The sequence below is a fragment of the Thioclava dalianensis genome (genome assembly GCF_000715505.1).
Taxonomy (GTDB): domain Bacteria; phylum Pseudomonadota; class Alphaproteobacteria; order Rhodobacterales; family Rhodobacteraceae; genus Thioclava; species Thioclava dalianensis.
Genome location: NZ_JHEH01000006.1, coordinates 1 through 18,655 on the forward strand (window position 1 = coordinate 1; position 18,655 = coordinate 18,655).

Sequence of the window (18,655 nt, forward strand, 5' to 3'; positions counted from 1 at the left end):
GGCGATCTCGGCGGCAGGTGTCGGGCCGCCGATCTGATCATCGACAATTGACAGCGCATCGCGGGTCTCTGACAGGCGCAGCATCGTTTTCACGAAGTTCTGCCCATGCGCCGAGACCACCCAGCTTGTGCGCAGGATCGCATGGCGGCCTCCGGCGGCCATGATCCCCGTCTCGCCCGCGCGTTTGGATCTGCCATAGGCGTTGAGCGGGCGGGCCTTGTCCTCGGGGGTCCATGGTTGGGAGCCCGACCCGTCAAAGACATAATCGGTCGAGATGTGCAGAAACGGAATGTCGAGCGCGGCACAGGCCTGCGCCATTGCGGTGGGGGCGGCGCCGTTGATCACCGTGGCCAGATCTTCGTCTTCCTCGGCGCGATCCACGGCGGTGTAGGCGGCGGCATTGATGACGCAGCGCGGCGCATGCGCTCGGATCGCCGCGGCGCAGGCCGCAGGGTCGCTCAGATCGGCTGCGTCGCGTCCCAAAGCGGTGACCGTCGCTTGGCGTTGCAACTGCGTGGCGACCTGACCGGTCTTGCCGAAGACGAGGATCATCCGCTCACTCCCAGCCGCTTCCCCACGCCAGCGCGATCTTGCAGCGCGCGCCACCAGATTTCATTGTCGAGATACCATTGCACGGTCTTTTCCAGCCCCTCGGCCAGCGTCACGCTCGGACGCCAGCCCAGCTCGGCGCGGATTCGCGTGGGATCAATCGCATAGCGCGCATCATGGCCGGGCCGGTCGGTCACGAACTGGATCTGCTCTGCATAAGATCCATCGGCTTTCGGGCGCTTCTGATCGAGGATGGCGCAGAGCATCTGTACCAGCTCAAGATTGCTGTGCTCGTTCTCGCCGCCGATGGCGTAGCTGCGCCCGGGCGCGCCCACCTCAAGCACGCGCAGCAGCGCGTCGGCGTGATCCTCGACATAGAGCCAGTCGCGGATATTGCTGCCATCGCCATAAATCGGAAGCGGCTTGCCGGCCAATGCATTCAGGATGATCACCGGGATCAGCTTTTCGGGGAAATGGAACGGGCCGTAATTGTTAGAGCAGTTGGTCAGCACGACCGGCAGGCCATAGGTCTCGTGCCACGCTCGAACCAGATGGTCGGAGCTGGCCTTTGAGGCTGAATAGGGCGAGCGCGGATCGTATGGGGTGTTTTCCGTGAAGCGCTGCGCCAGGTCGTTTGGCAGCGAGCCGAACACCTCATCCGTCGAGATGTGATGAAAGCGAAACGTGTCAGGGCGGCTACGCGTCTCCCAATAGGCGCGCGCTGCCTCAAGCATGTTGTAGGTGCCGGTGATATTGGTTTCGATGAAGGTGCCCGGCCCGTCAATCGAACGATCGACATGGCTTTCGGCGGCAAGATGCATCACTGCGTCGGGCTGATGGCGCGCGAACACCGCATCAAGCGCCACACGGTCGCGAATATCGGCCTGTTCGAAGTGATAGTCGGGGTGATCTGCGACGCTGGCGACATTGTCGAGGCAGGCCGCATAGGTGAGCGCATCGAGATTGACGATGGCATGGCCGCGGGTGATCGCCAGTCTTACGACAGCAGAGCCGATGAACCCGGCGCCGCCGGTGACAAGGATCTTCATGCGGGCCCCTCCCAAGTGAAGGGGCTGTCGAGTTCCGCCAATCCGCTTGCGGCGGCGTCTTTGTCCGACAGGCGCGGGGTCATCCCATCGAGGCCCCAGTCAATCGCAAGATCGGGGCAATCCCAGCGCAGCGCGCCTTCGGTCTCGGGGGCGTAGTAATCGGTGCATTTGTAGATGATTTCCGTGCCCGGCTCGTGGGTCACGAAGCCATGGGCAAACCCTGCGGGCACAAGCAGCTGGCGTCCGTTCTCAAAGCTCAGCTCTGTGCCAAACCACTGGCCATAGGTCGGGCTGCCTTTGCGAATATCGACAGCCACATCCCAAAGCCGCCCCTTGCCGCAGCGGACAAGCTTGTCTTGCGCGTGGGGCGGGGCCTGAAAATGAAGCCCGCGAATGGTACCGGCTGCCTCGGAGAGCGAATGATTGTCCTGTACGAAATCAAGGGTGATCCCGTGCTCGGCCATGGTTTTCGCGTTATAGCTTTCGCTGAAAAACCCACGACTGTCGCCAAATCGGGGCGGCGTCAGGATCAGGACGCCCGCGAGGGGGGTATGTTCGAGCTGCACTTAGGGTCTCTCGTCTCTCTGGGTCATCGGCAAAATGGTCCAGAATGCGCCGAAAAGCCAGAGCGGAAACCTGTTGTGAGCGGGGCGGTCTCAGTTCACGATGAACTCTGCATGCAAGGCTCCTGCTGCGTTGATACTTTTGAGGATGTCGATCATGTCGCGTGGGCTGACACCCAATGCGTTCAGCCCTGCCACGACCTGCGAGAGCGTGCTGCCTTCGTTGACCTCGGCCATGCGGATGCCGGGATCTTCCGTGATCGTTGCCTGGCTGCGTGGCACGACGACGGTTTCCCCCTCGGCGAAAGGATTGGGCTGCACGACGAGCGGGGCCTCCTCGACCTTGAGGGTCAGGTTGCCCTGACTGACGGCCACCCTCGAGATCCGAACGTCTTGGCCCATCACGATCGTACCGGACCGTTGATCGACGACGACACGGGCGCGCTGTTCCGGCTCGACCCCGAGGTTTTCGACTTTTCCGATCGCATGCGCGACGGAGCGCGCGCCGGTGGCGCGAATGTCGAGTGCAACGGTTCCGCCATCGAGCATCTCGGCCACCCGGCGCCCGTAGGCGCTGTTGATCACGGTCTCAATCCGGCCCGCAGTGGTAAAGTCCGGGGTGCGCAATGCCAGTCGCACTTGGCTCAGATCGTTGATCGCGAAGTCGATCTCTCGCTCAACCCGGCCGCCTGCGGGGATATTGCCCGAGGTGGGCACGCCCTGTGTCACGCTCGCGCCAGCGCCTTCGGCCACCGCGCCGCCTGCGATGATGGTGCCTTGTGAGACGACATAGATCTCGCCATCTGCCGCCTTCAGAGGCGTCATGACGAGGGTGCCGCCAAGCAGGCTTTTGGCATCGCCAATAGCCGAGACGGTGACGTCGATCTGGCTGCCCGCACGCGAAAAGGGCGGTAGGGTCGCAGTCACCATGACGGCGGCCACGTTCTTGGGGCGAAACTGCTCACCGGTGACATTCACGCCCAGCCGCTCCAGCATGCTCGACATGATCTCTTCGGTGAAGGGGGCGTTGCGCAGCCCGTCGCCCGTGCCATTAAGGCCGACCACAAGCCCGTAGCCGACAAGGGCATTGCCGCGCACGCCGTCGAATTCCACCAGATCCTTGATGCGGATCGGTGTGGCACCGGCGAGGCCTGGACTCAGGAATAACAGCAGGAGCAGGCATTTCAGCATCAGATATAATCCGCCAATGTCAGCCGCGAGAGGCGTCCGGTCAGGGTGTAGAGCGTTTCAAGCTGGGTCGTCATCGCCTCAAGCGCGGAGGCCGTTTCATAAGGATCGGCGGCGACAAGCCCGTTGCGTGCGATTTGTAGCGCCGTGCCCTCGGCCGCGTTGCGCGTTGCCGCATCCGCGACCCGTCCTTGGTGCGCCCCAATATCGGCCACCAGAGATGTAAGTGTATAATTCCCCGTCATAATCGCCTCGCCTGAGGCGGCTGCAAGCTGACCGCGCATGGCCGCGTTTCCGGCAAAGAGCCCATCTGCGGTCAGGGCCGCGATTGCAAATCCCTTGAGCACATCGCGCAGCCGGGGGTCGGCGGCGGAACTGGTGATCTGTGTGACCTCCGAGTCAGCGACGCGATAGGATACGGGTTGGCTGTCATCGCCCTGATAGGCCGTATCGAGAAACCCGCCGCCGCCGGGTGGCGCATCGAACCAGTCCGAGACCCGCGAAACGACTTCCTGCGCGGTCGTGGCGCCCGCGATCTCAGTTGTGAGGGCTGCAAGCAAGTCATCCGGCGTCGGAAGGGGGGCCGTGTCGCGCGCGATGCCGCTAAAGAGATACTGTCCCGCCGCGTTCGTGTTGAGCGCGGAGATCACTGTGTCAAACATCACCGAAGCGTCCGCAACGGCGGCGTCGACAAGGGTCGGGTTCGCCTCGTTCGAGGAGGACAGGATCGTTGCGCCGATCTGATCCGAGAGGGATTGGATCGTCCCCAGTGAGGCCTGCATCGTGTCGAGCGCGAGCGTGGCCTCGGATGTGACGATCTTGTAGCTCTCTAACATCGTCAGGCTGCGGTTGATGCCGGAAAACGCGCTGAAATCGCCCCCCAGCGCCGCGCCGGTGTCTTTCTTTTCCCCGGTCACCACCTCCTCTGAGAGCCGGTTCAGGGTCGATTTGAGCTGTGCGTTGTGATGGCGCAGCGTGTAGTTTTGCGCCATGTCACCGATGGAAAGATAAGCCATGTTTACAGCTCCAGAAGCGTTTTGATCAGCGTGTCGATGGTCGAGATGACGCGCGCATTGGCGGCGTAGGATTGCTCGACCGCCATCAGCATTTGCAACTCGTTGTCGGTGTCGACGCCGTCGGCGAGAACCAATTCATTCAGCGATTGATGGCGGGCGCTTGTGAAACTTTGGGTCAGCTCTGCGGTTTGGCGCTTGCTTGAGTAGTCCGATATCAGGGCTGCCGCGAGATCGGAGGCATTGTGTTGGCCGCCGCCGAAGCTCCCCGAGGCCGGAATCCGCTCGGCATGAAGCGCATCGGTGAGCGCGGAGAGGATTTGCGGATTGCCCGAAGTGCCGGGGCTTGCCGCGCCCAGGCCATCGCGCAAGTGCCACAGCGCGCCGCCTTGTTCTGGATCGGCGATCGGGTTGATCGAGATCCGTTTGGCAAGTCCGACCGTGTCGAGCGGATCCACCGGGCCGCCCGCAATGGTGAACAGACCCGGATCGCCGGCGGGCAAGGTGGGATCAATCGCGGGATCCGAGAAGCGGTCGATGAGATCGCGCGCAAAGCCGTCCAGTTGGGATTGCGCGCGCGGGGCCAGCTCATCGCGTATCGCAAACAGTGCGCCCAGGCTGCCGCCTCCCATCTGGCGGTCGTCCGAGGTCGACAGAGCGGTGCCCTTGAGGGACAGGCCGGACAGAGCACCCGACGCCTGTGTCATATCGGCGGTGATGATGCCTGCGCCGGAGAAGGTGATTTCCGCGGGATTGCCCTCGAGCAGAACGACACCGCCGGTGGTGTAGAGACTGATCTGTTGTTGATCGCGCTGAATTTGGCGGACCGGCACGATGGCGGAGAGTCGGTCGACCAGCACCTGTCTTTGGTCGAGCATCGCGCTGGCATCGCGTCCCGACGCATCTTGCGACAGGATCGTGGTGTTGAGCGCGTCAATCTGGACGAGGGTCTCATTGAGCAGGCTGACCTGATCAGCGATCGCGTGATCGGCATCCATCCGGGCCTGCTGGATCGAAGAGCTGGTATCATTGAGATGGGTCGCAATGGCCGATGCGGCGTCGCGCACCGTGGAGAGCCGCGCCTCGCTGTCGGGACGGCTCGCAGCTTCGACCAGCGCGGCTTCGAGCGTGACGATCCGGGCCGATAACGAGCCGGGCATGTCCGGGTCGCCGATCCAGCCCTCCATATCCGCGAAGAAATCGCTGCGCAGACTTGCGTTTTGATCGGCGGCATCTGCCAGCCGCCGATCTTGCAGGACCGTCTCATTGGTGAGGCGTGCGATGCCGGAGACCTTCACGCCCGCACCGCCGCCTGCGAGCGTGCGCGTGGTCAGTTGCACCTCGCGTCTTGCATAGCCTTCGGTCATTGCATTCGCCGTGTTGGAGGCCACGACCTCGGCCATCCGGGAGGCGGCGTTCAGCCCGGACATTGCGTTGGAAAGCGAGCGCGTGATGCTCATCATGGCCTCCTGTCAGAGATCCGGATTGGATCAGCGTTTGATATTGGTCGTTTCCTGAAGCATTTCGTCGACCGTCTGGATGACCTTGGCGTTGGACGAATAGGCCCGCTGGGTCTGGATCAGGTTCGTCAGTTCCTGCGCGACATCGACGGTGGAGCCTTCGCGGGCGTAGCCCTCAACCGAGCCGGTCGGGCCGTCGCCTGCATCCCACAGGAAGAAAGACCCGGAGGTCGGCGAGACCTGATAGGTCTGGTTGTCGAGCGCGGTCAGCCCGTTCTGATTGGGCACATCGACCAGAGGGATCTGATAGACGGTGCGAATAAAGCCCGTGTCATAGGTGGCCTTGATGTAGCCGTTCTCGTCGATCTCGACATCGGTGAGATTGCCGACGGGCGATCCGTCCTTGTTGATCGCGGTCGGTGCGAAGCTGTCGGACAGTTGGGTCAGACCGTTGGTGTCGCCGATCTTGCCGATGGTCATTTCCAGCGGTCCGCCTGCGACCGTCAGGTCGAGCTTGCCGGTCGCCGCGTCATAACCGCCCCCGGAATTGACCACGACAGAGGCGAGCGTGCCGCCCGATCCGCGGGTGGCGTCAAAGGTCAGGGTATATTCGCCGATAATGCTTTCATCGACGGCCGTCCCGGTGTCGTCGATGGTGGCGGAATCGCGAATCACCATCGTCCATTCGTTCGAGCTTCCCGAGGCAGGAATCGTGGGCGTGAAGGAGATGTCGAGCGTCTCCGACGTGCCGAGATTGCCGAAATACTCGACAGAGAGCGGAAGCGTGTCTCCCGGGGCCGAAGCCTCGGTCTGAACCGCAGGAAGGTTGACCCCGAGATTCATTTTCGTTGTCGGGTCGCCCGCAGATTGGTTTGCATTGATCACGACGGGTTGCAGCGCAGAGACCGTATCGCGCGGGAGCACGGGCATCGTGCCATCGGCATTGGCGGGCCACCCGAGCAGCACCAGCCCCGATGCGGTCTTGAGCGTGCCGTCCGCATCGGTGCGGAATGCGCCGGTCGTGGTCATCATCAGCGGCTGCTCGCCCGTATTGTTATCGACCGTCACGGAGGGCACGACCGGGAGCATCCCGCGCCCCGACACCGCGATGTCGAGGGCGTTTTCGGTCGCCACGAGTGAGCCACGCTCCTCAATCAGGCGATTGGTGGCTGCGCGCACGCCGCCCGAGGAATACGACCCGGCGCCACGCGCCTGATCGATCACCATGCTTTCGAATTCAGCGACGGCACGTTTATAGCCATAGGTGCCTGAGTTCGCGATGTTGTCGGAGATCGTCGCGAGCCGCGTCGCATTCGCGGCCAAACCAGCGACACCGGCGTTCAACGAAGAGGAAATGGACATGGAGGCGCCTTTCTGCTGCTGCGTCCTGATGGGCTGAACACTGCAGCAGACGTCTTTAATATCGTCCTAACGTTTCAAATTTTTCCTAGTTTCCCTTCACAGGCGGCTGCGCAGCAAAATCACTTCGATACGGTTGTTACGCAGGTCGAGAGCGGCCGGCACGCTAGGCTTACGATCGGCAAAGCCCGTCACGCGGGCGATCCTGCCCGGAGCAAAGTCGGCCTCTTCCAGCAGGCGGCGCATCGTTTGGGCGCGGGCCGCCGAGAGCTCCCAGACAGGGATTCGCTTGAGCATATGCGGATAGGCGCGCGTGTGGCCGTTGATGGCGACACTGTTGTTCACCAGCCCGAAAACCGTGCTGAGCATCTGCGCAAGTTCGCGGGTGATCGGCTCAGGCGTGTCGCTTTCGGGCGAGAAGAGCGGCTCTCCCGGCAGGTCGAAAAACTCCACGATCAACCCTTCATCGGTCAATTTCGTCACGATATGGCGGGCCAGTTGCTGACTGACCATGGACTCGCCACCGATGCCCATCAGCGCCTCTTCGATCTTGCGAAGCTCGGCGTCGTTCTCAGAGCTTTGACTTTCGCCGGGCTGAATCTGCGCCGCACCTGAGCCGCTATGCGCCAGTGTTTCGGCGGTGAAGACAGAATCGCCCCCAAAGGAGCCATCGCCGCCGCCCGAGACCCGGTTGAACGGAATCGTCGGACTGAAGTAATCCGCAATCCCTTTGCGTTGCTTTTCAGTTGTTGCATTGAGCAACCACATCAGCAGAAAAAACGCCATCATCGCGGTCACGAAATCGGCGTAAGCCACTTTCCATGCGCCACCGTGATGACCGCCTCCACCAGAGACTTTTTTTCGTTTGATGATGATCGGAGTTGCCGCGTCACGCGTACCCATGTCATCCCCCTATTTTCACCCAAGAGGAGGTCTAACAGTCGTCGGTTTACGGGGCGTTGACAGATAAAATGCCTGAGATTTCTTGTTGCCCTTGTCGTGGCGCCGACACTTGCTAGATTTGCACAATGGCGAGAGTACCAAATCCAGACTTGGGAGATCTGCGCGGGCTGATTGCCTGTCCGCGATGCGATTTGCTCCATCATACCCAGCAGCTATCGGATGGCGAACGCGCCAAATGCGCGCGCTGCGGCAGCTTGCTGATCTGGCCGCGCACGGGGGCGTTTTTGCATGTGGTGGCCTTCTCCTTCACGGGGATGATCCTGATGATCGGTGCGATCTTTTTCCCGTTCCTCAAGATCTCGGCACAGGGGCTGTCGCATGAAAGCTCGATCTTCGGCGTAGCCATGGCGTTTTCCGACGGCTGGATCGCGCCGCTGGCTCTTGCGGTTCTGGCGATGATCGTGGCGCTTCCGGTCTTTCGGTTCGCCGCCTTGATCTATACCCTGTGGCCTCTTGCCAATGGGCGCCCGGCCTATCGGCACAGCACAACCGTGTTTCGTCTGGTCGAGGAATTGCAACCTTGGGCGATGGCGGAGATTTTCATCATCGGCACAGCGGTGGCGCTCGTGAAGGTTGCGGGGCTTGCCTCTGTCTCACTCGGACCGGCCTTTTGGGCCTTCTGTGTCCTGATCATCGTGATCGCGCTGAAAAACAGCTTCATGAGCAATTGGACCATATGGGACGCCATATCGCAGAAATAGAAGCCTTGACGGCCACTGATGCCGGGCTGATCGGCTGCACTCGCTGCGGGCGCGTCTGGCCGCACGCGCATGTCGAATGCGAGCGCTGCGGCGCGCGGCTGCATCGGGTCGATCGGCACGGGCTGCAGGCGGTCTGGGCGTGGTGGCTGGCGGGGCTTATCTTCTACATTCCGGCCAATGTCTTCCCGATGCTGGTCACGGATACATTCGGTAGCTTGCAGAAGAACACCATCGTGGGCGGTGCCCTGGAGTTGTGGAAACACCACAATTACGGCGTTGCGGCCATCGTTTTCGTGGCATCCATCATGATCCCGATTGGAAAATTCATCGCCGTCGCCTATTTGGCAATCATCGTAGGAAATGAGAAACGCAAGGGCGGGCATCCCCATCTTTTGCTTCTGGAGGTGGTGGAATTCATTGGGCGCTGGTCGATGATCGACGTGTTCGTCGTGGCGATCCTCTCGGCCTTGGTTCAGCTTGGCTATGTTGCGTCCATCCATCCCGGCCCGGCTGCGGCCTCTTTCGCGCTATCGGTTGCATTCACAATGCTATCCGCCCAGAGTTTCGACCCTCGCCTGATCTGGCGTGGCACAAAAGAGTGAGCACATGACCGAAACGCCCGATCCTGGCCCGGCCGAACTGAAAACCTCCGCAGCAAAGCGCCCGATCTGGTCGCGACTTTCGATCATCTGGATCGTTCCGCTGCTGGCGCTTGTCGTGACGCTTGGCGTTGCGTGGAAGTCCTTTGCCGACCGGGGCGAGCTTATCCATATCGATTTCAAGGATGCGACCGGGGTTGAGGTCGGCACGCCGCTGAAATTCCGCGATGTGCAGGTCGGCAAGGTTGAATCCGTGGGGTTCACATCGGATCTGACGCAAGTGCGCCTGGGTGTTCGGGTCGATAATGATGTCGCGCCCTATGTGGATAATGATGCGAAGTTCTGGCTCGTGCGGCCTGAAGTGTCGGCGCGCGGGATCGAGAATCTCGGGACGGTGCTGTCGGGCACCTATCTTGAGGGATTCTGGACCAACAAACCCTCCGGTGCGCGGACCCAGTTCACGGGTCTTGAACGGCCGCCGCTGTCTCCTGATCCCAGCAAGGGTACGATCATTGAGCTGCGCGCGCAGGATGCGGGCGGCATCGTCGATGGCGCGCCGATCCTCTATCACGGGATCACGGTGGGACATCTGCAAAATCTACGTCTCAATAAGGACGGATCTGGGGTGATCGTCGATGCGTTCATCGAGGCGCCGCATAACAAGCTGCTCACGACGCAGACCCGGTTCTGGAACACCTCCGGCTTCTCGGTGAAATTCGACACGTCGGGCCTGAGCCTCGATGTGCGTTCGCTTGCGACGCTTGTGCAGGGCGGGGTGGAGTTCGACACGTTCACCAGTGGCGGCGATGTCGTGAAAAATCAGGACACGTTCCGTCTCTATGACAGTCAGGACGTGGCGAAGAACTCTGTCTTCGAGTCCGATCAGGTCGATCCGCCGCGCTATACGCTGCTGTTTGACGATCCTGTCCAAGGGCTCGAAGTGGGCTCTAAAGTGCAGGTCCGCGGTGTTGAGGCCGGCGAGGTTACGGCGCTTGCGATCAAGGTCAGCACCGATTCCACCGGGCAAAGCTATGCCCAGCAGCAGGTCACCATCGCACTGTCGCCCGATCGGCTGGGCCTTGCGCGCGATTCCGATGAGAAGCAGACGACGCAGTTCATCGAGAGTCAGGTCGTGAACGGTCTGCGGGCGCGCATCGCCTCCGTCGGGCTTCTGGGCGGCACCAAGATCATCGAGCTGACCGATGTGCCCGATCAGCCCAACGAGAAGATGAATCTCGACGCAAAGCCCTTCCCGACGATTCCGACGGCCCCGCCCACGGCGAACGACCTGTCGCAATCGGCCAAAGGCGTGTTCAACCGGATCGAGGGTCTGCCGATCGAGAAGCTGATGAATTCCGCGATCCGTACGCTCGACTCGATTTCGGCGGTGGCGGAGAACGAGAATACCCGCAAAGTGCCTGAAGAACTCTCGGGGCTGCTCAACCAGCTTCGCAGCTTCGCGACCGATCTCAACGACAAGGGCGCTGCCGACAAGACGGTTGCGGCGCTGGATGGCGTGACCGATGCGGCCAGCTCTGTGCTCGAAGAGATCGACGGGCTGCATGAGACCTTGGCCTCCGCCGACAAGGCCGCGCAGGCGATCGCGGATATGCCGCTTGGCGATATCGGCGATAAGATCGACACGATCCTCGCCGATATCAACGGCTTGCTCAACAAACCCGGCACGCAGGATCTGCCGCAATCGCTCAACCAGACGCTGGAACAGACAGCGGCAATTCTTGAGCAACTGCGCAAGGCTGGGGCTGCGGATAAGCTGAACCAGACGCTGGCGGCGACGCAGGACGCGGCGGCTTCCGTTTCGAAAGCGGCGGATCGCCTGCCTGAGCTGACGCAGCGCCTCGACACGCTGGTGGCGCAGGCGCAGGGTCTGGTCTCGACCTACGGGCAGGGATCGAACTTCTCGAATGAGACGCTGACCACACTGCGCGAACTGCGCCGCTCTATCACCGATATCGGCGCCGTGGCGCGGATGATCGAACGCAACCCGCGCGCCTTTATCCTAGGCCGCTGACCGGAGATGCCGATGACCTTGCTGCGACTGATCCCGTTTCCGCTGTGCCTTTTGGCCCTTGCGGCCTGCTCCGATCCCGAGAAGATCGCGCGCTATCCGATCACGCCGCCTGCGGTGAGCAAGGATATGGCGAACCGTCTTGGCACCGCCGAGCTGCGCCAGATCTCCTTGCCCGATTATGCCTCGTCGCAGGAGATCTCGTTTCAGACCCCGGATGGTGCGCTGCGCTCCAATCCGAACAACCTGTGGGCCGATGATCCCGCGCGGTCGATGACGCTGGCGCTGGCGCGGCAGATTTCCGAGATGTCGGGCGCGACCGTACTCTCGGATCCTTGGCCGCTGAGCGACCCGCCGCGGCGCCGGATTGACGTGCGCGTGGAGCAGCTATTGCCGGGCGCGGATCAGATGCTGCATGTGTCAGGGCTTTACGTGGTCTCGCCGACCGGCTTTGATGCGGGCGGCGACACGGTGCGGCGGTTCAACTTCACCGTGCCCATCGCGGGCGCCGAGGCAGATGGGGGCGCTCAGCCCGCCGCGATCGTGGCGGCCCAAGGGAAAGCGGTCACCGAATTGGCCCGGCGCATCGCGGGTCTGAGATAGGCACTAGCTATTGGGCAGGAACCGCCCGAACTGCCCATGCGCGAAAACGAGCGGTTCGCCCGCCTGTGCGGTGCTGAACCGCTCGACCCGACCGATGATGATCGTGTGATCTCCCCCATCGTGCCGGGCCTCGCGCAGGCATTCGAAACGCGCCAGCGTATCGTCGAACACCGGCACGCCCTGCGCATTGATGCGATAGTCCAGCCCCGAGAAACCGTCGCCATTGCGCGTGAAGCGCCGGGCGAGGGCCTCTTGATCGTGGCGAAGGACATGCACGGCAAAGGCGGGCGCTTGCGTGAAATGGGCGTGGCGCAGAGAGCTGCGTGCCGCCGACCACAGGATCAGCGCGGGCGATAGCGACACCGAGGCAAAGCTGTTCACCGTGATGCCAACCGGCCTGTCCGCGTCGCTGTGCTCATAGGCCGTGATCACGGCGACGCCTGTGGCAAAGCGGCCCAATGCATCGCGCATCGCGCGGGTATCGGCCTCATCCGGTGCCTGTGTCGTCAGATTTGCCTCTGCACGACGCATGGCGGCATCGATCTCGTCACTTTCGCTCATCAGCCCTCCTGTCTGTGAGCAACAGATAGGCAACTCACAGGCAAGAGCAAGGCTTAGCGGTCCAGTCGGATCAAGCGATCCAACGAGATCGCCCCGGGGCCTTTTGCGATCACGATCAGAAAGCAACTGGCCCAGAGCCCATGTGTGACCCAGGCTTCGGGGAAGACGAAGGTCTGAATGACCAGCGTCATGATCAGCAGCGCCAATGCGGAAAGCCGCGTGAACAGACCCAAAACCAGCAGGATTGGCATCAGATGTTCGGCGAAGGTTGCAGCGACTGCCGCGATATGGGGCGGCACCAAGGGCAGAGCGTAGATCTGCTCGAACAGCGTGAAGGTCGAGTCCTTGATGGACAACCCTTCGACTTTCGTGCGCCCCGATTGCCAGAAGACAACTGCGGGAAAAATGCGCGCCGCGAGCAAGATCACGCTGTCGGGGATATGCCCCGTGAGCTCAGAAATGCCTGAATAGAGGCGATATAGTCTCGGTTGAAGCGGTGCTTCGAGGTTTTGCTGGGTCATTCCGGTCTCCCTTGCGAAATGGCTGTGATGAGGTCGTAACGGATCAACAAGGTTAGCGCCTGTGTGAGATCGAGATCGCTCCCGGCAGCCGCGCAGGCCGCGCCAAGGGGGGTATCGGATAGAAGCGCTTCGATCAGGCGGGCGGTGGCAGGCGGAATCACAGTTGTGATCACATCGAACAGACCCTGCCGTGCGACCAACACCACCTCGGAAGTCCAGTCTTCCGCAGCGGGCGGCGCGGCCGCGCCGGGCTGTTGCGAGATCCAAAGGCTGCCCGCTGGCGTCGCGGCCCAAAGGGTCTGCACCGAGGGATGCAGTCTCAGGTAAGAGGTTTCGGCGATTTGGGTCAGCTGTGAGCTCTCCACGGGGACGAGATCTGCGGCATGATAGGCCCGGCTGCGCGCCCATTCGATCCGCGCCACGTCGGGCAGGTAGCTCAGATGCGAAAACGTCTCTATTCCGCCTAAAAAATTGGGAAACTCTACACCCCATTCTGTCAGGATCGGAGTCCGAGGAGGGTGGCGCTCGATATAAAGATGCGCCACGCCTGAAAAACACTCCTCGCCCAGCAGCCGCGTCACCGCCGGGTAGTGACGCTGCAACGCTTGCGCCAGACCATGGGCCACGTTGTTGCGATAGACGTTGAACCGTCGCGTCAGTTCTTCGGGCGCTTGGGTGTGCGCACCGGGGGGCAGCGCGGTGTCGCGCAGCGCCGATTGAAATGCTTGGGCAAACTCACGATGCGAGGGCATGGCGTGCGTCCTCCAGGATAGCCTCGGCGCGAGACGCCTCGGTCATGAGCGTCGCGAAGTCGGGCACATCATTGTCCCATTCCACAAGGCTGGGGCGCGGGCCGTATTCTGTGACTGTTTCGGCGAAAAGACCCCAAACAGGCTCGCTGACCTCGCGGCCATGGGAATCAATCAAGAGCGGTCCAGAGGGCAGCTCTTCGGTCTCGTGACCGGCCAGATGGATCTCTCCTACCGCTTCGATCGGGAAGGCGCGCAGGTAGGCGCGCGGATCCGTGCGATGGTTCACGCAGGAGACGAAGACATTGTTCACGTCGAGCAGCAAACCACAGCCGGTCCGCCTTGCGATCTGGGCGAGGAAATCGGTCTCGGGAATGTCGGATTGCACGAAGGTGAGGTAGGTCGCCGGGTTTTCAAGCAGCATCTTGCGTCCAAGAGCCTCCTGCAACTGATCGATGTGATCACAAACGATATCGAGTGTCTCATCCGTATAGGGCAGGGGCAGAAGATCGTGCATCCATTCGCCGCCATGGCTGGCCCAAGCCAGATGCTCGGAGAAACTTTCGGGCTGATAGCGGTCGCATAGGCTGCGCAGCCGCGCCAAATGCGTCTTGTCCAGCGGATCGGCGCCCCCGATTGACAGGCCGACGCCATGGATCGACAGGGCATAATCGGCGCGCAGACGCTCGAGCATCGCATGGGGCATCCCACCCGCACCCATGTAGTTCTCCGCATGCACTTCGAAGAAGCCAAGCGGCGGTTTCGTTTCTATTACGGCGGGAAAGTGCTCGGGCTTGAACCCGAGGCCAGCATTCGTCGGTAACATCTGCGCCTCCCAGAGCTGAATTTCGGGGCGGACATAGGCCCGCCCCGAGAGCGATCACATTTTGATCGGCTCGAGCGAGCCCATGCCTTTGGGCGTCTTGATCTCCTCGCAGGTGCCGGCAGGAACGAGTTTCCACGCATTGCCCTGATAGTCGCTGGTCGAGGTGCCCGCGCAGGTCGTGCCGGGGCCGGCCGCGCAGTCGTTCTGACCTGCCATCGAGACGCCGTAGCACTTCTCCATCGCCTTCGACATGTCGTCGGCTTTTGCGGCGGTTGCGACACCCAGTGCACAGGTGAGTGCTGCGGCGATACCCAGAGTGGTTTCGGTCTTACTCATATCAAACTCCCAAATTGGTTGCGGACCATTGTCGGCCCTATGAACCCATTCGCAGCCGCTCACCGATGCGTTACGAAACGTGTCAAAAAAATTTTGATCTGTTCGAAAAAGGCGTTCCCCGGTTAGAACGTCGCACGGGAAGGTTTTCGGACAGTGCAAAGATTTTTTGCTAGTTTGGCTGTAACGAAGCGCGCCTCGCACGCGAAGGGACGGTAAGATGCACGATCGGCAAGCAGACTGGAGCGCGTTGCTGCGCGCCGCCAATGGCGGAGATACGCGCGCATATAGGGCGTTCCTATCTGCCGTGACTCCGGTTTTGCGTGGTGTTGTGCGGGCGCGTGGTGCGGGTCTGCCGGAAGATGAATGCGAAGATGTCGTGCAAGAGGTTCTGTTGGCGATCCATCTGAAACGTCATACGTGGCGCGAGGATGAGCCCGCCGCGCCGTGGTGCTACGCCATTGCACGCTACAAGACGGTGGATGCGTTTCGAAAGCGTGGTCGCCGGGTGCATGTGCCGATTGAAGATTTCGCGGAGGTTCTGCCTGCGGCCCCCCGAGGCCGACCCGACAGAGCGCCGCGATATCGAGCGTGTGATCGAGCACCTTGACCCACGGGCGGCGCAAGTGGTGCGTGCGATCGGGCTGGAGGGCCAGTCGATTGCCGAAACCGGCGCGCGGATGGAAATGACCGAAGGCGCGGTGCGGGTGATGCTGCATCGCAGTCTCAAGAAACTGGCCGAGCTGAGAGAAAGGCTGATCGAGATATGAAGACGGAAGATCTGCTGGATATGCTGGGCGAGGATCCCCTTGTCGAACCGCGCAGCGAAGCGGTGCTTTGGCGTTGGCTGATCCCGGCGGTGTGTTTCTCCGGGGCGGTCATGATGTTTGTCCTTGGCGTTCGATTTCCGCTGTCGCAGACCCTTATGGATCCTGAAGTGGTGCCCAAGGTCTTGCTGCCGCTCGCGCTCGGTCTGATCGCGGCGGTGCTGGCGCTGCGGATGGCGCGTCCGCTTGCGCGGCGCCCGCTTGGATGGTTGTGTGTGGCGCCGGTGCTTGCGCTGGCTCTGTTGCTTTACGCCTATGTCAGCACGCCCGAGCAGTCCCGGATGATGGCGTTCACCGGCAAGACGATTTTCCCGTGCCTAATCTCTATTCCGTCGCTGTCGGCCCCGCTTCTTGCGGCCTTCCTGACGACGCTGCGGCGTGGCGCGGTGATGCGGCCCATGCGCGCCGGTCTGATCGCGGGTCTGGCCGCCGGGGGGCTCGGGACGACGATCTACGCGCTTCACTGCACCGAGGACAGCCCGCTCTTCTACGTCACGTGGTACGGGGCTGGGATTGCCATCACGGCGCTGGCCGGGGCGTTGATCGGCTCGAAACTTCTGCGTTGGTGATCACTGGGGCACAGGCTTAATCGCGTCGAGAAAGGCCTGATGGAGCGGGGCATTGGCCACGACGATCCCATCGGCTTGCGGATGGGCCTCGTTGAAGCGCAACGCCGCCCCATTGCGGTCGCTGGTGCGCAGGCCCGCACGCTCAGCGATCAGGCTGGCGGCGGCAATGTCCCATTCCCATGCGGCACGCAGCGAAATCGTCGCATCGAAACGCCCCTCCGCCACCAGGCAGAGCCGCCAGGCGAGCGAGGAGCGCAGGGTCCGCTTATAGGCCGGCACCTCGCCCGCGCGCCAATGCATCGGATTGTCCGAGAGTTTCGAGGTCAACACTTTCGCGTCGATCAGATCGGCACGCTGGCTTGGCGTCAGCGGTTTCCCGTTGAGCAGCGCAGGCCCATCAAGTGTCGCGCTATAGGTCAGGCCGTGGACCGGCAGATGCACGATTCCGGCCACGACGCGGTGTCCCTCGGTCACGGCCAAAGCATGGGCAAACCCGCCATCGCCGTTCAGAAAGGCGCGGGTGCCATCGATCGGATCGACGATGAAGCTGTGCTTGGCTGCGAGGCGCGCGGGATCGTCGACGCTCTCTTCAGACAGCCAGCCATAATCCGGACGCGCGGCACGCAGCTCGGCTTCCAGCATCGCATTCACCGCAAGATCGGCCTCCGAGACCGGCCCCGCGCCGTCGCCCTTATCCCAGGAGTCCGGCGCGTGCTTCCAGTAGCGCAGGGCGATCCGGCCCGCCTCTAGCGCGGCCTCGTGGAGCAAGGTGAGATCATTCGCCTGCAAGCGTCATCCCTTCGATTAGAAGCGAGGGCACGATATGGCTCAGATGGGTGCGCGCGTCATTGGCGGGTGTCAGCGAGCGCAGCATGTCGCGCAGATTACCTGCGATGGTGCATTCGTTGACCGGATGGGTGATCTTGCCATTCTCGACCCAAAACCCGGAGGCGCCGCGCGAATAATCTCCGGTATTGGGGTTGATCGTGGCGCCGATGAACGAGGTGACCAGAAGCCCGGTTCCCATCTCGGCCAGCAGAGCATCGCGGCTTTGCGTGCCTTGGGTCAGGCTCACATTGCCGACCCCCGGCGAGGGCGGCGAAGAGGTCCCGCGCCCGGCACAGGCGGTCGATTGCAGCCCGAGTTTGCGCGCCGTGGCCAGATCCAGCGTCCAGCTGCGCAGCACGCCGTTCTCGACGATGGCGCGGCGCGCCGTGGGCAGCCCCTCGGCATCGAAGGGGCGCGAGCCCGAGACACGTTTGCGGTGGGGCTCTTCGAACAGCGAGAGCGCATCGGGCAGGACCGGCTGATCCATCGCATCGCGCAGCCAAGAGGCACCGCGCGTGATCGCCTGCCCATTCACTGCCGCCAGAAGATGCCCGATGAGCGAGCCCGAGATCCGCTCGTCGAGCAGAACCGGATAGGCGCCGGTCTTGGGGCGGCGCGGCTTGCTGCGCGCCACGGCCCGCTCGCCCGCAAGCTGGCCGATTTCGCGCGCGGAGGGCAGATCCGACTGGAAGATCCGGCTTTCGGCGGCCCAGTCGCGCTCCATTCCCAGCCCCTCGCCGGAAATCGCCACGGCAGAGATCGAGCGCGAGGACCTGCTGTAGCCGCCGCTGAACCCGTTGCTCGCGGCAAGATGCATCCGGCGGTAATTATACGCAGCCGAGGCGGATTGCACCTGATCGACGCCTGCCACCCCAAGGGCGGCTGCTTCGGCGGCTTGTGCATCCTCTTGCAGCGCGGCGGCGGCGGGTTCCTCGGCGGGGTCTGCGAGCTCCAAAGCTGCGGCATCCCAGTCGCGGATAAGCTGATCGGGATCGGCCAGACCGATATACTGATCCTGCGGGGCCTCGCGCGCCATCGCGACCGCACGTTCCGCCATCTGTGCGATGGTGCGCTCGGAGACGTCAGAGGCGGAGACGCAGGCCTGACGCCCGTCGATCAACACGCGCAGGCCGATCTCGACCCCTTCGGCCCGTTCGGCCTGCTCGAGCACGCCTGCGCGCACGTCGATGGCAACCGAACGGCCATCGACCGCAATCGCGTCGGCCTCTTTGGCGCCTGCGCGGCGCGCGGCTGACAGCAGGGTCTCCGTCAGCTTGGGCAGGGATATGTCAGTCATGCTCACCTCTTGAAAGGATCGGGGCCGCCCGGATTTCCCGGACGGCCCCGGATCTCATGGGACGTCTC

The 18,655-nt window shown here is 62.5% G+C and carries 21 protein-coding genes and 1 pseudogene; 7 read left to right on the plus strand and 15 right to left on the minus strand.

The genetic code is table 11. The annotated features are described in order from the left end of the window. The 8 genes from DL1_RS06685 to DL1_RS06720 form a co-directional block, all read right to left on the minus strand. Window positions 1-552, minus strand: a 552-nt coding sequence (locus DL1_RS06685; RefSeq protein ID WP_038064130.1) for an SDR family oxidoreductase, incomplete at its 3' end; no start/stop codon positions are given. After that, window positions 549-1,598 carry a dTDP-glucose 4,6-dehydratase gene (rfbB, locus tag DL1_RS06690; protein ID WP_038064133.1) on the minus strand — a complete coding sequence of 350 codons (1,050 nt, stop codon included), beginning with the start codon at window positions 1,596-1,598 and terminating at the stop codon, window positions 549-551. The genes rfbB and DL1_RS06685, both read right to left, overlap by 4 nt. After that, window positions 1,595-2,164 (minus strand): dTDP-4-dehydrorhamnose 3,5-epimerase, encoded by a 570-nt coding sequence (rfbC, locus tag DL1_RS06695; RefSeq protein WP_038064135.1) that lies wholly within the window; start codon window positions 2,162-2,164, stop codon window positions 1,595-1,597. Before rfbC ends, rfbB begins: the two co-directional genes overlap by 4 nt. 90 nt (window positions 2,165-2,254) lie before the next feature. Next, complete coding sequence (locus DL1_RS06700; RefSeq protein ID WP_038064137.1) at window positions 2,255-3,352, minus strand: flagellar basal body P-ring protein FlgI; 1,098 nt, start codon at window positions 3,350-3,352, stop codon at window positions 2,255-2,257. Continuing rightward, window positions 3,352-4,365: a flagellin gene (locus tag DL1_RS06705; RefSeq protein WP_038064139.1), complete on the minus strand. Its 1,014-nt coding sequence runs from the start codon at window positions 4,363-4,365 to the stop codon at window positions 3,352-3,354. Before DL1_RS06705 ends, DL1_RS06700 begins: the two co-directional genes overlap by 1 nt. A 2-nt stretch (window positions 4,366-4,367) precedes the next feature. Beyond that, complete coding sequence (flgK, locus tag DL1_RS06710) at window positions 4,368-5,822, minus strand: flagellar hook-associated protein FlgK (RefSeq protein WP_038064141.1); 1,455 nt, start codon at window positions 5,820-5,822, stop codon at window positions 4,368-4,370. Between the two features lie 30 nt (window positions 5,823-5,852). Then, entirely contained in the window at window positions 5,853-7,184 is a 1,332-nt protein-coding gene (locus tag DL1_RS06715; protein ID WP_038064143.1) for a flagellar hook protein FlgE, read from the minus strand. 96 nt (window positions 7,185-7,280) lie between these two features. After that, complete coding sequence (locus DL1_RS06720; RefSeq protein ID WP_038064145.1) at window positions 7,281-8,084, minus strand: flagellar motor protein MotB; 804 nt, start codon at window positions 8,082-8,084, stop codon at window positions 7,281-7,283. Window positions 8,085-8,275: 191 nt separating this feature from the next. On the opposite strand from DL1_RS06720, the gene DL1_RS06725 reads away from it, so the two are divergent. From DL1_RS06725 to DL1_RS06740, 4 genes are read left to right on the plus strand one after another with little or no spacing between them, the layout of a single operon-like run. Beyond that, window positions 8,276-8,845 (plus strand): paraquat-inducible protein A, encoded by a 570-nt coding sequence (locus DL1_RS06725; RefSeq protein ID WP_245739612.1) that lies wholly within the window; start codon window positions 8,276-8,278, stop codon window positions 8,843-8,845. Then, entirely contained in the window at window positions 8,821-9,447 is a 627-nt protein-coding gene (locus tag DL1_RS06730) for a paraquat-inducible protein A (RefSeq protein WP_038064150.1), read from the plus strand. Before DL1_RS06725 ends, DL1_RS06730 begins: the two co-directional genes overlap by 25 nt. A gap of 4 nt (window positions 9,448-9,451) precedes the next feature. Further along, on the plus strand, window positions 9,452-11,476 hold the full coding sequence (locus DL1_RS06735) for a PqiB family protein (RefSeq protein WP_038064151.1): 2,025 nt from the start codon (window positions 9,452-9,454) through the stop codon (window positions 11,474-11,476). 12 nt (window positions 11,477-11,488) lie between these two features. Then, window positions 11,489-12,076: a PqiC family protein gene (locus DL1_RS06740; RefSeq protein WP_051693385.1), complete on the plus strand. Its 588-nt coding sequence runs from the start codon at window positions 11,489-11,491 to the stop codon at window positions 12,074-12,076. Between the two features lie 3 nt (window positions 12,077-12,079). On the opposite strand, the gene DL1_RS06745 is transcribed toward DL1_RS06740, so the two are convergent. From DL1_RS06745 to DL1_RS06765, 5 genes are all read right to left on the minus strand, one after another. Then, window positions 12,080-12,607 (minus strand): flavin reductase family protein, encoded by a 528-nt coding sequence (locus DL1_RS06745; protein ID WP_051693411.1) that lies wholly within the window; start codon window positions 12,605-12,607, stop codon window positions 12,080-12,082. Window positions 12,608-12,690: 83 nt separating this feature from the next. Then, entirely contained in the window at window positions 12,691-13,158 is a 468-nt protein-coding gene (locus tag DL1_RS06750) for a DoxX family protein (RefSeq protein ID WP_038064152.1), read from the minus strand. After that, complete coding sequence (locus DL1_RS06755; protein ID WP_038064154.1) at window positions 13,155-13,910, minus strand: HvfC/BufC N-terminal domain-containing protein; 756 nt, start codon at window positions 13,908-13,910, stop codon at window positions 13,155-13,157. Before DL1_RS06755 ends, DL1_RS06750 begins: the two co-directional genes overlap by 4 nt. Next, the gene (gene bufB, locus DL1_RS06760) at window positions 13,894-14,733 is read right to left on the minus strand and encodes an MNIO family bufferin maturase (RefSeq protein WP_038064156.1); all 840 of its coding nucleotides are present in this window, start codon (window positions 14,731-14,733) and stop codon (window positions 13,894-13,896) included. The genes DL1_RS06755 and bufB overlap by 17 nt, the downstream gene beginning before the upstream one ends. A gap of 54 nt (window positions 14,734-14,787) precedes the next feature. Continuing rightward, window positions 14,788-15,069 (minus strand): BufA1 family periplasmic bufferin-type metallophore, encoded by a 282-nt coding sequence (locus DL1_RS06765; RefSeq protein ID WP_038064157.1) that lies wholly within the window; start codon window positions 15,067-15,069, stop codon window positions 14,788-14,790. A gap of 217 nt (window positions 15,070-15,286) precedes the next feature. Between DL1_RS06765 and DL1_RS22030 the strand changes: the two are divergent. From DL1_RS22030 to DL1_RS06775, 3 genes and pseudogenes are all read left to right on the plus strand, one after another. Then, window positions 15,287-15,514, plus strand: a pseudogene (locus tag DL1_RS22030) (sigma-70 family RNA polymerase sigma factor); the annotation flags it as partial. 34 nt (window positions 15,515-15,548) lie between these two features. Then, window positions 15,549-15,836 (plus strand): sigma factor-like helix-turn-helix DNA-binding protein, encoded by a 288-nt coding sequence (locus DL1_RS22035; protein WP_245739611.1) that lies wholly within the window; start codon window positions 15,549-15,551, stop codon window positions 15,834-15,836. Further along, window positions 15,833-16,462 (plus strand): NrsF family protein, encoded by a 630-nt coding sequence (locus tag DL1_RS06775; RefSeq protein WP_038064160.1) that lies wholly within the window; start codon window positions 15,833-15,835, stop codon window positions 16,460-16,462. Before DL1_RS22035 ends, DL1_RS06775 begins: the two co-directional genes overlap by 4 nt. Here DL1_RS06775 and DL1_RS06780 read toward each other — a convergent pair whose 3' ends face one another. Together DL1_RS06780 and DL1_RS06785 are read right to left on the minus strand one after the other, a co-directional pair. Then, window positions 16,463-17,251 carry a 3'(2'),5'-bisphosphate nucleotidase CysQ gene (locus tag DL1_RS06780; RefSeq protein WP_038064162.1) on the minus strand — a complete coding sequence of 263 codons (789 nt, stop codon included), beginning with the start codon at window positions 17,249-17,251 and terminating at the stop codon, window positions 16,463-16,465. It lies immediately after the preceding gene. Then, window positions 17,238-18,587, minus strand: a complete 1,350-nt coding sequence (locus tag DL1_RS06785; protein ID WP_038064165.1) for a TldD/PmbA family protein — start codon at window positions 18,585-18,587, stop codon at window positions 17,238-17,240. Before DL1_RS06785 ends, DL1_RS06780 begins: the two co-directional genes overlap by 14 nt. Between the last annotated feature and the right edge of the window lie 68 nt (window positions 18,588-18,655).

Bases quoted from the DNA above. Each gene is read 5' to 3' on its own strand.
- bufB (WP_038064156.1), bottom strand. From the start codon at position 14,733: ATGTTACCGACGAATGCTGGCCTCGGGTTCAAGCCCGAGCACTTTCCC.
- rfbB (WP_038064133.1), bottom strand. From the start codon at position 1,598: ATGAAGATCCTTGTCACCGGCGGCGCCGGGTTCATCGGCTCTGCTGTC.
- DL1_RS06755 (WP_038064154.1), bottom strand. From the start codon at position 13,910: ATGCCCTCGCATCGTGAGTTTGCCCAAGCATTTCAATCGGCGCTGCGC.
- DL1_RS06715 (WP_038064143.1), bottom strand. From the start codon at position 7,184: ATGTCCATTTCCTCTTCGTTGAACGCCGGTGTCGCTGGTTTGGCCGCG.
- DL1_RS06735 (WP_038064151.1), top strand. From the start codon at position 9,452: ATGACCGAAACGCCCGATCCTGGCCCGGCCGAACTGAAAACCTCCGCA.
- DL1_RS06730 (WP_038064150.1), top strand. From the start codon at position 8,821: ATGGGACGCCATATCGCAGAAATAGAAGCCTTGACGGCCACTGATGCC.
- DL1_RS06705 (WP_038064139.1), bottom strand. From the start codon at position 4,365: ATGGCTTATCTTTCCATCGGTGACATGGCGCAAAACTACACGCTGCGC.
- DL1_RS06740 (WP_051693385.1), top strand. From the start codon at position 11,489: ATGACCTTGCTGCGACTGATCCCGTTTCCGCTGTGCCTTTTGGCCCTT.
- DL1_RS06720 (WP_038064145.1), bottom strand. From the start codon at position 8,084: ATGGGTACGCGTGACGCGGCAACTCCGATCATCATCAAACGAAAAAAA.
- DL1_RS06775 (WP_038064160.1), top strand. From the start codon at position 15,833: ATGAAGACGGAAGATCTGCTGGATATGCTGGGCGAGGATCCCCTTGTC.
- DL1_RS06750 (WP_038064152.1), bottom strand. From the start codon at position 13,158: ATGACCCAGCAAAACCTCGAAGCACCGCTTCAACCGAGACTATATCGC.
- DL1_RS22035 (WP_245739611.1), top strand. From the start codon at position 15,549: ATGCGTTTCGAAAGCGTGGTCGCCGGGTGCATGTGCCGATTGAAGATT.
- DL1_RS06765 (WP_038064157.1), bottom strand. From the start codon at position 15,069: ATGAGTAAGACCGAAACCACTCTGGGTATCGCCGCAGCACTCACCTGT.
- flgK (WP_038064141.1), bottom strand. From the start codon at position 5,822: ATGAGCATCACGCGCTCGCTTTCCAACGCAATGTCCGGGCTGAACGCC.
- DL1_RS06785 (WP_038064165.1), bottom strand. From the start codon at position 18,587: ATGACTGACATATCCCTGCCCAAGCTGACGGAGACCCTGCTGTCAGCC.
- DL1_RS06700 (WP_038064137.1), bottom strand. From the start codon at position 3,352: ATGCTGAAATGCCTGCTCCTGCTGTTATTCCTGAGTCCAGGCCTCGCC.
- DL1_RS06745 (WP_051693411.1), bottom strand. From the start codon at position 12,607: ATGCGTCGTGCAGAGGCAAATCTGACGACACAGGCACCGGATGAGGCC.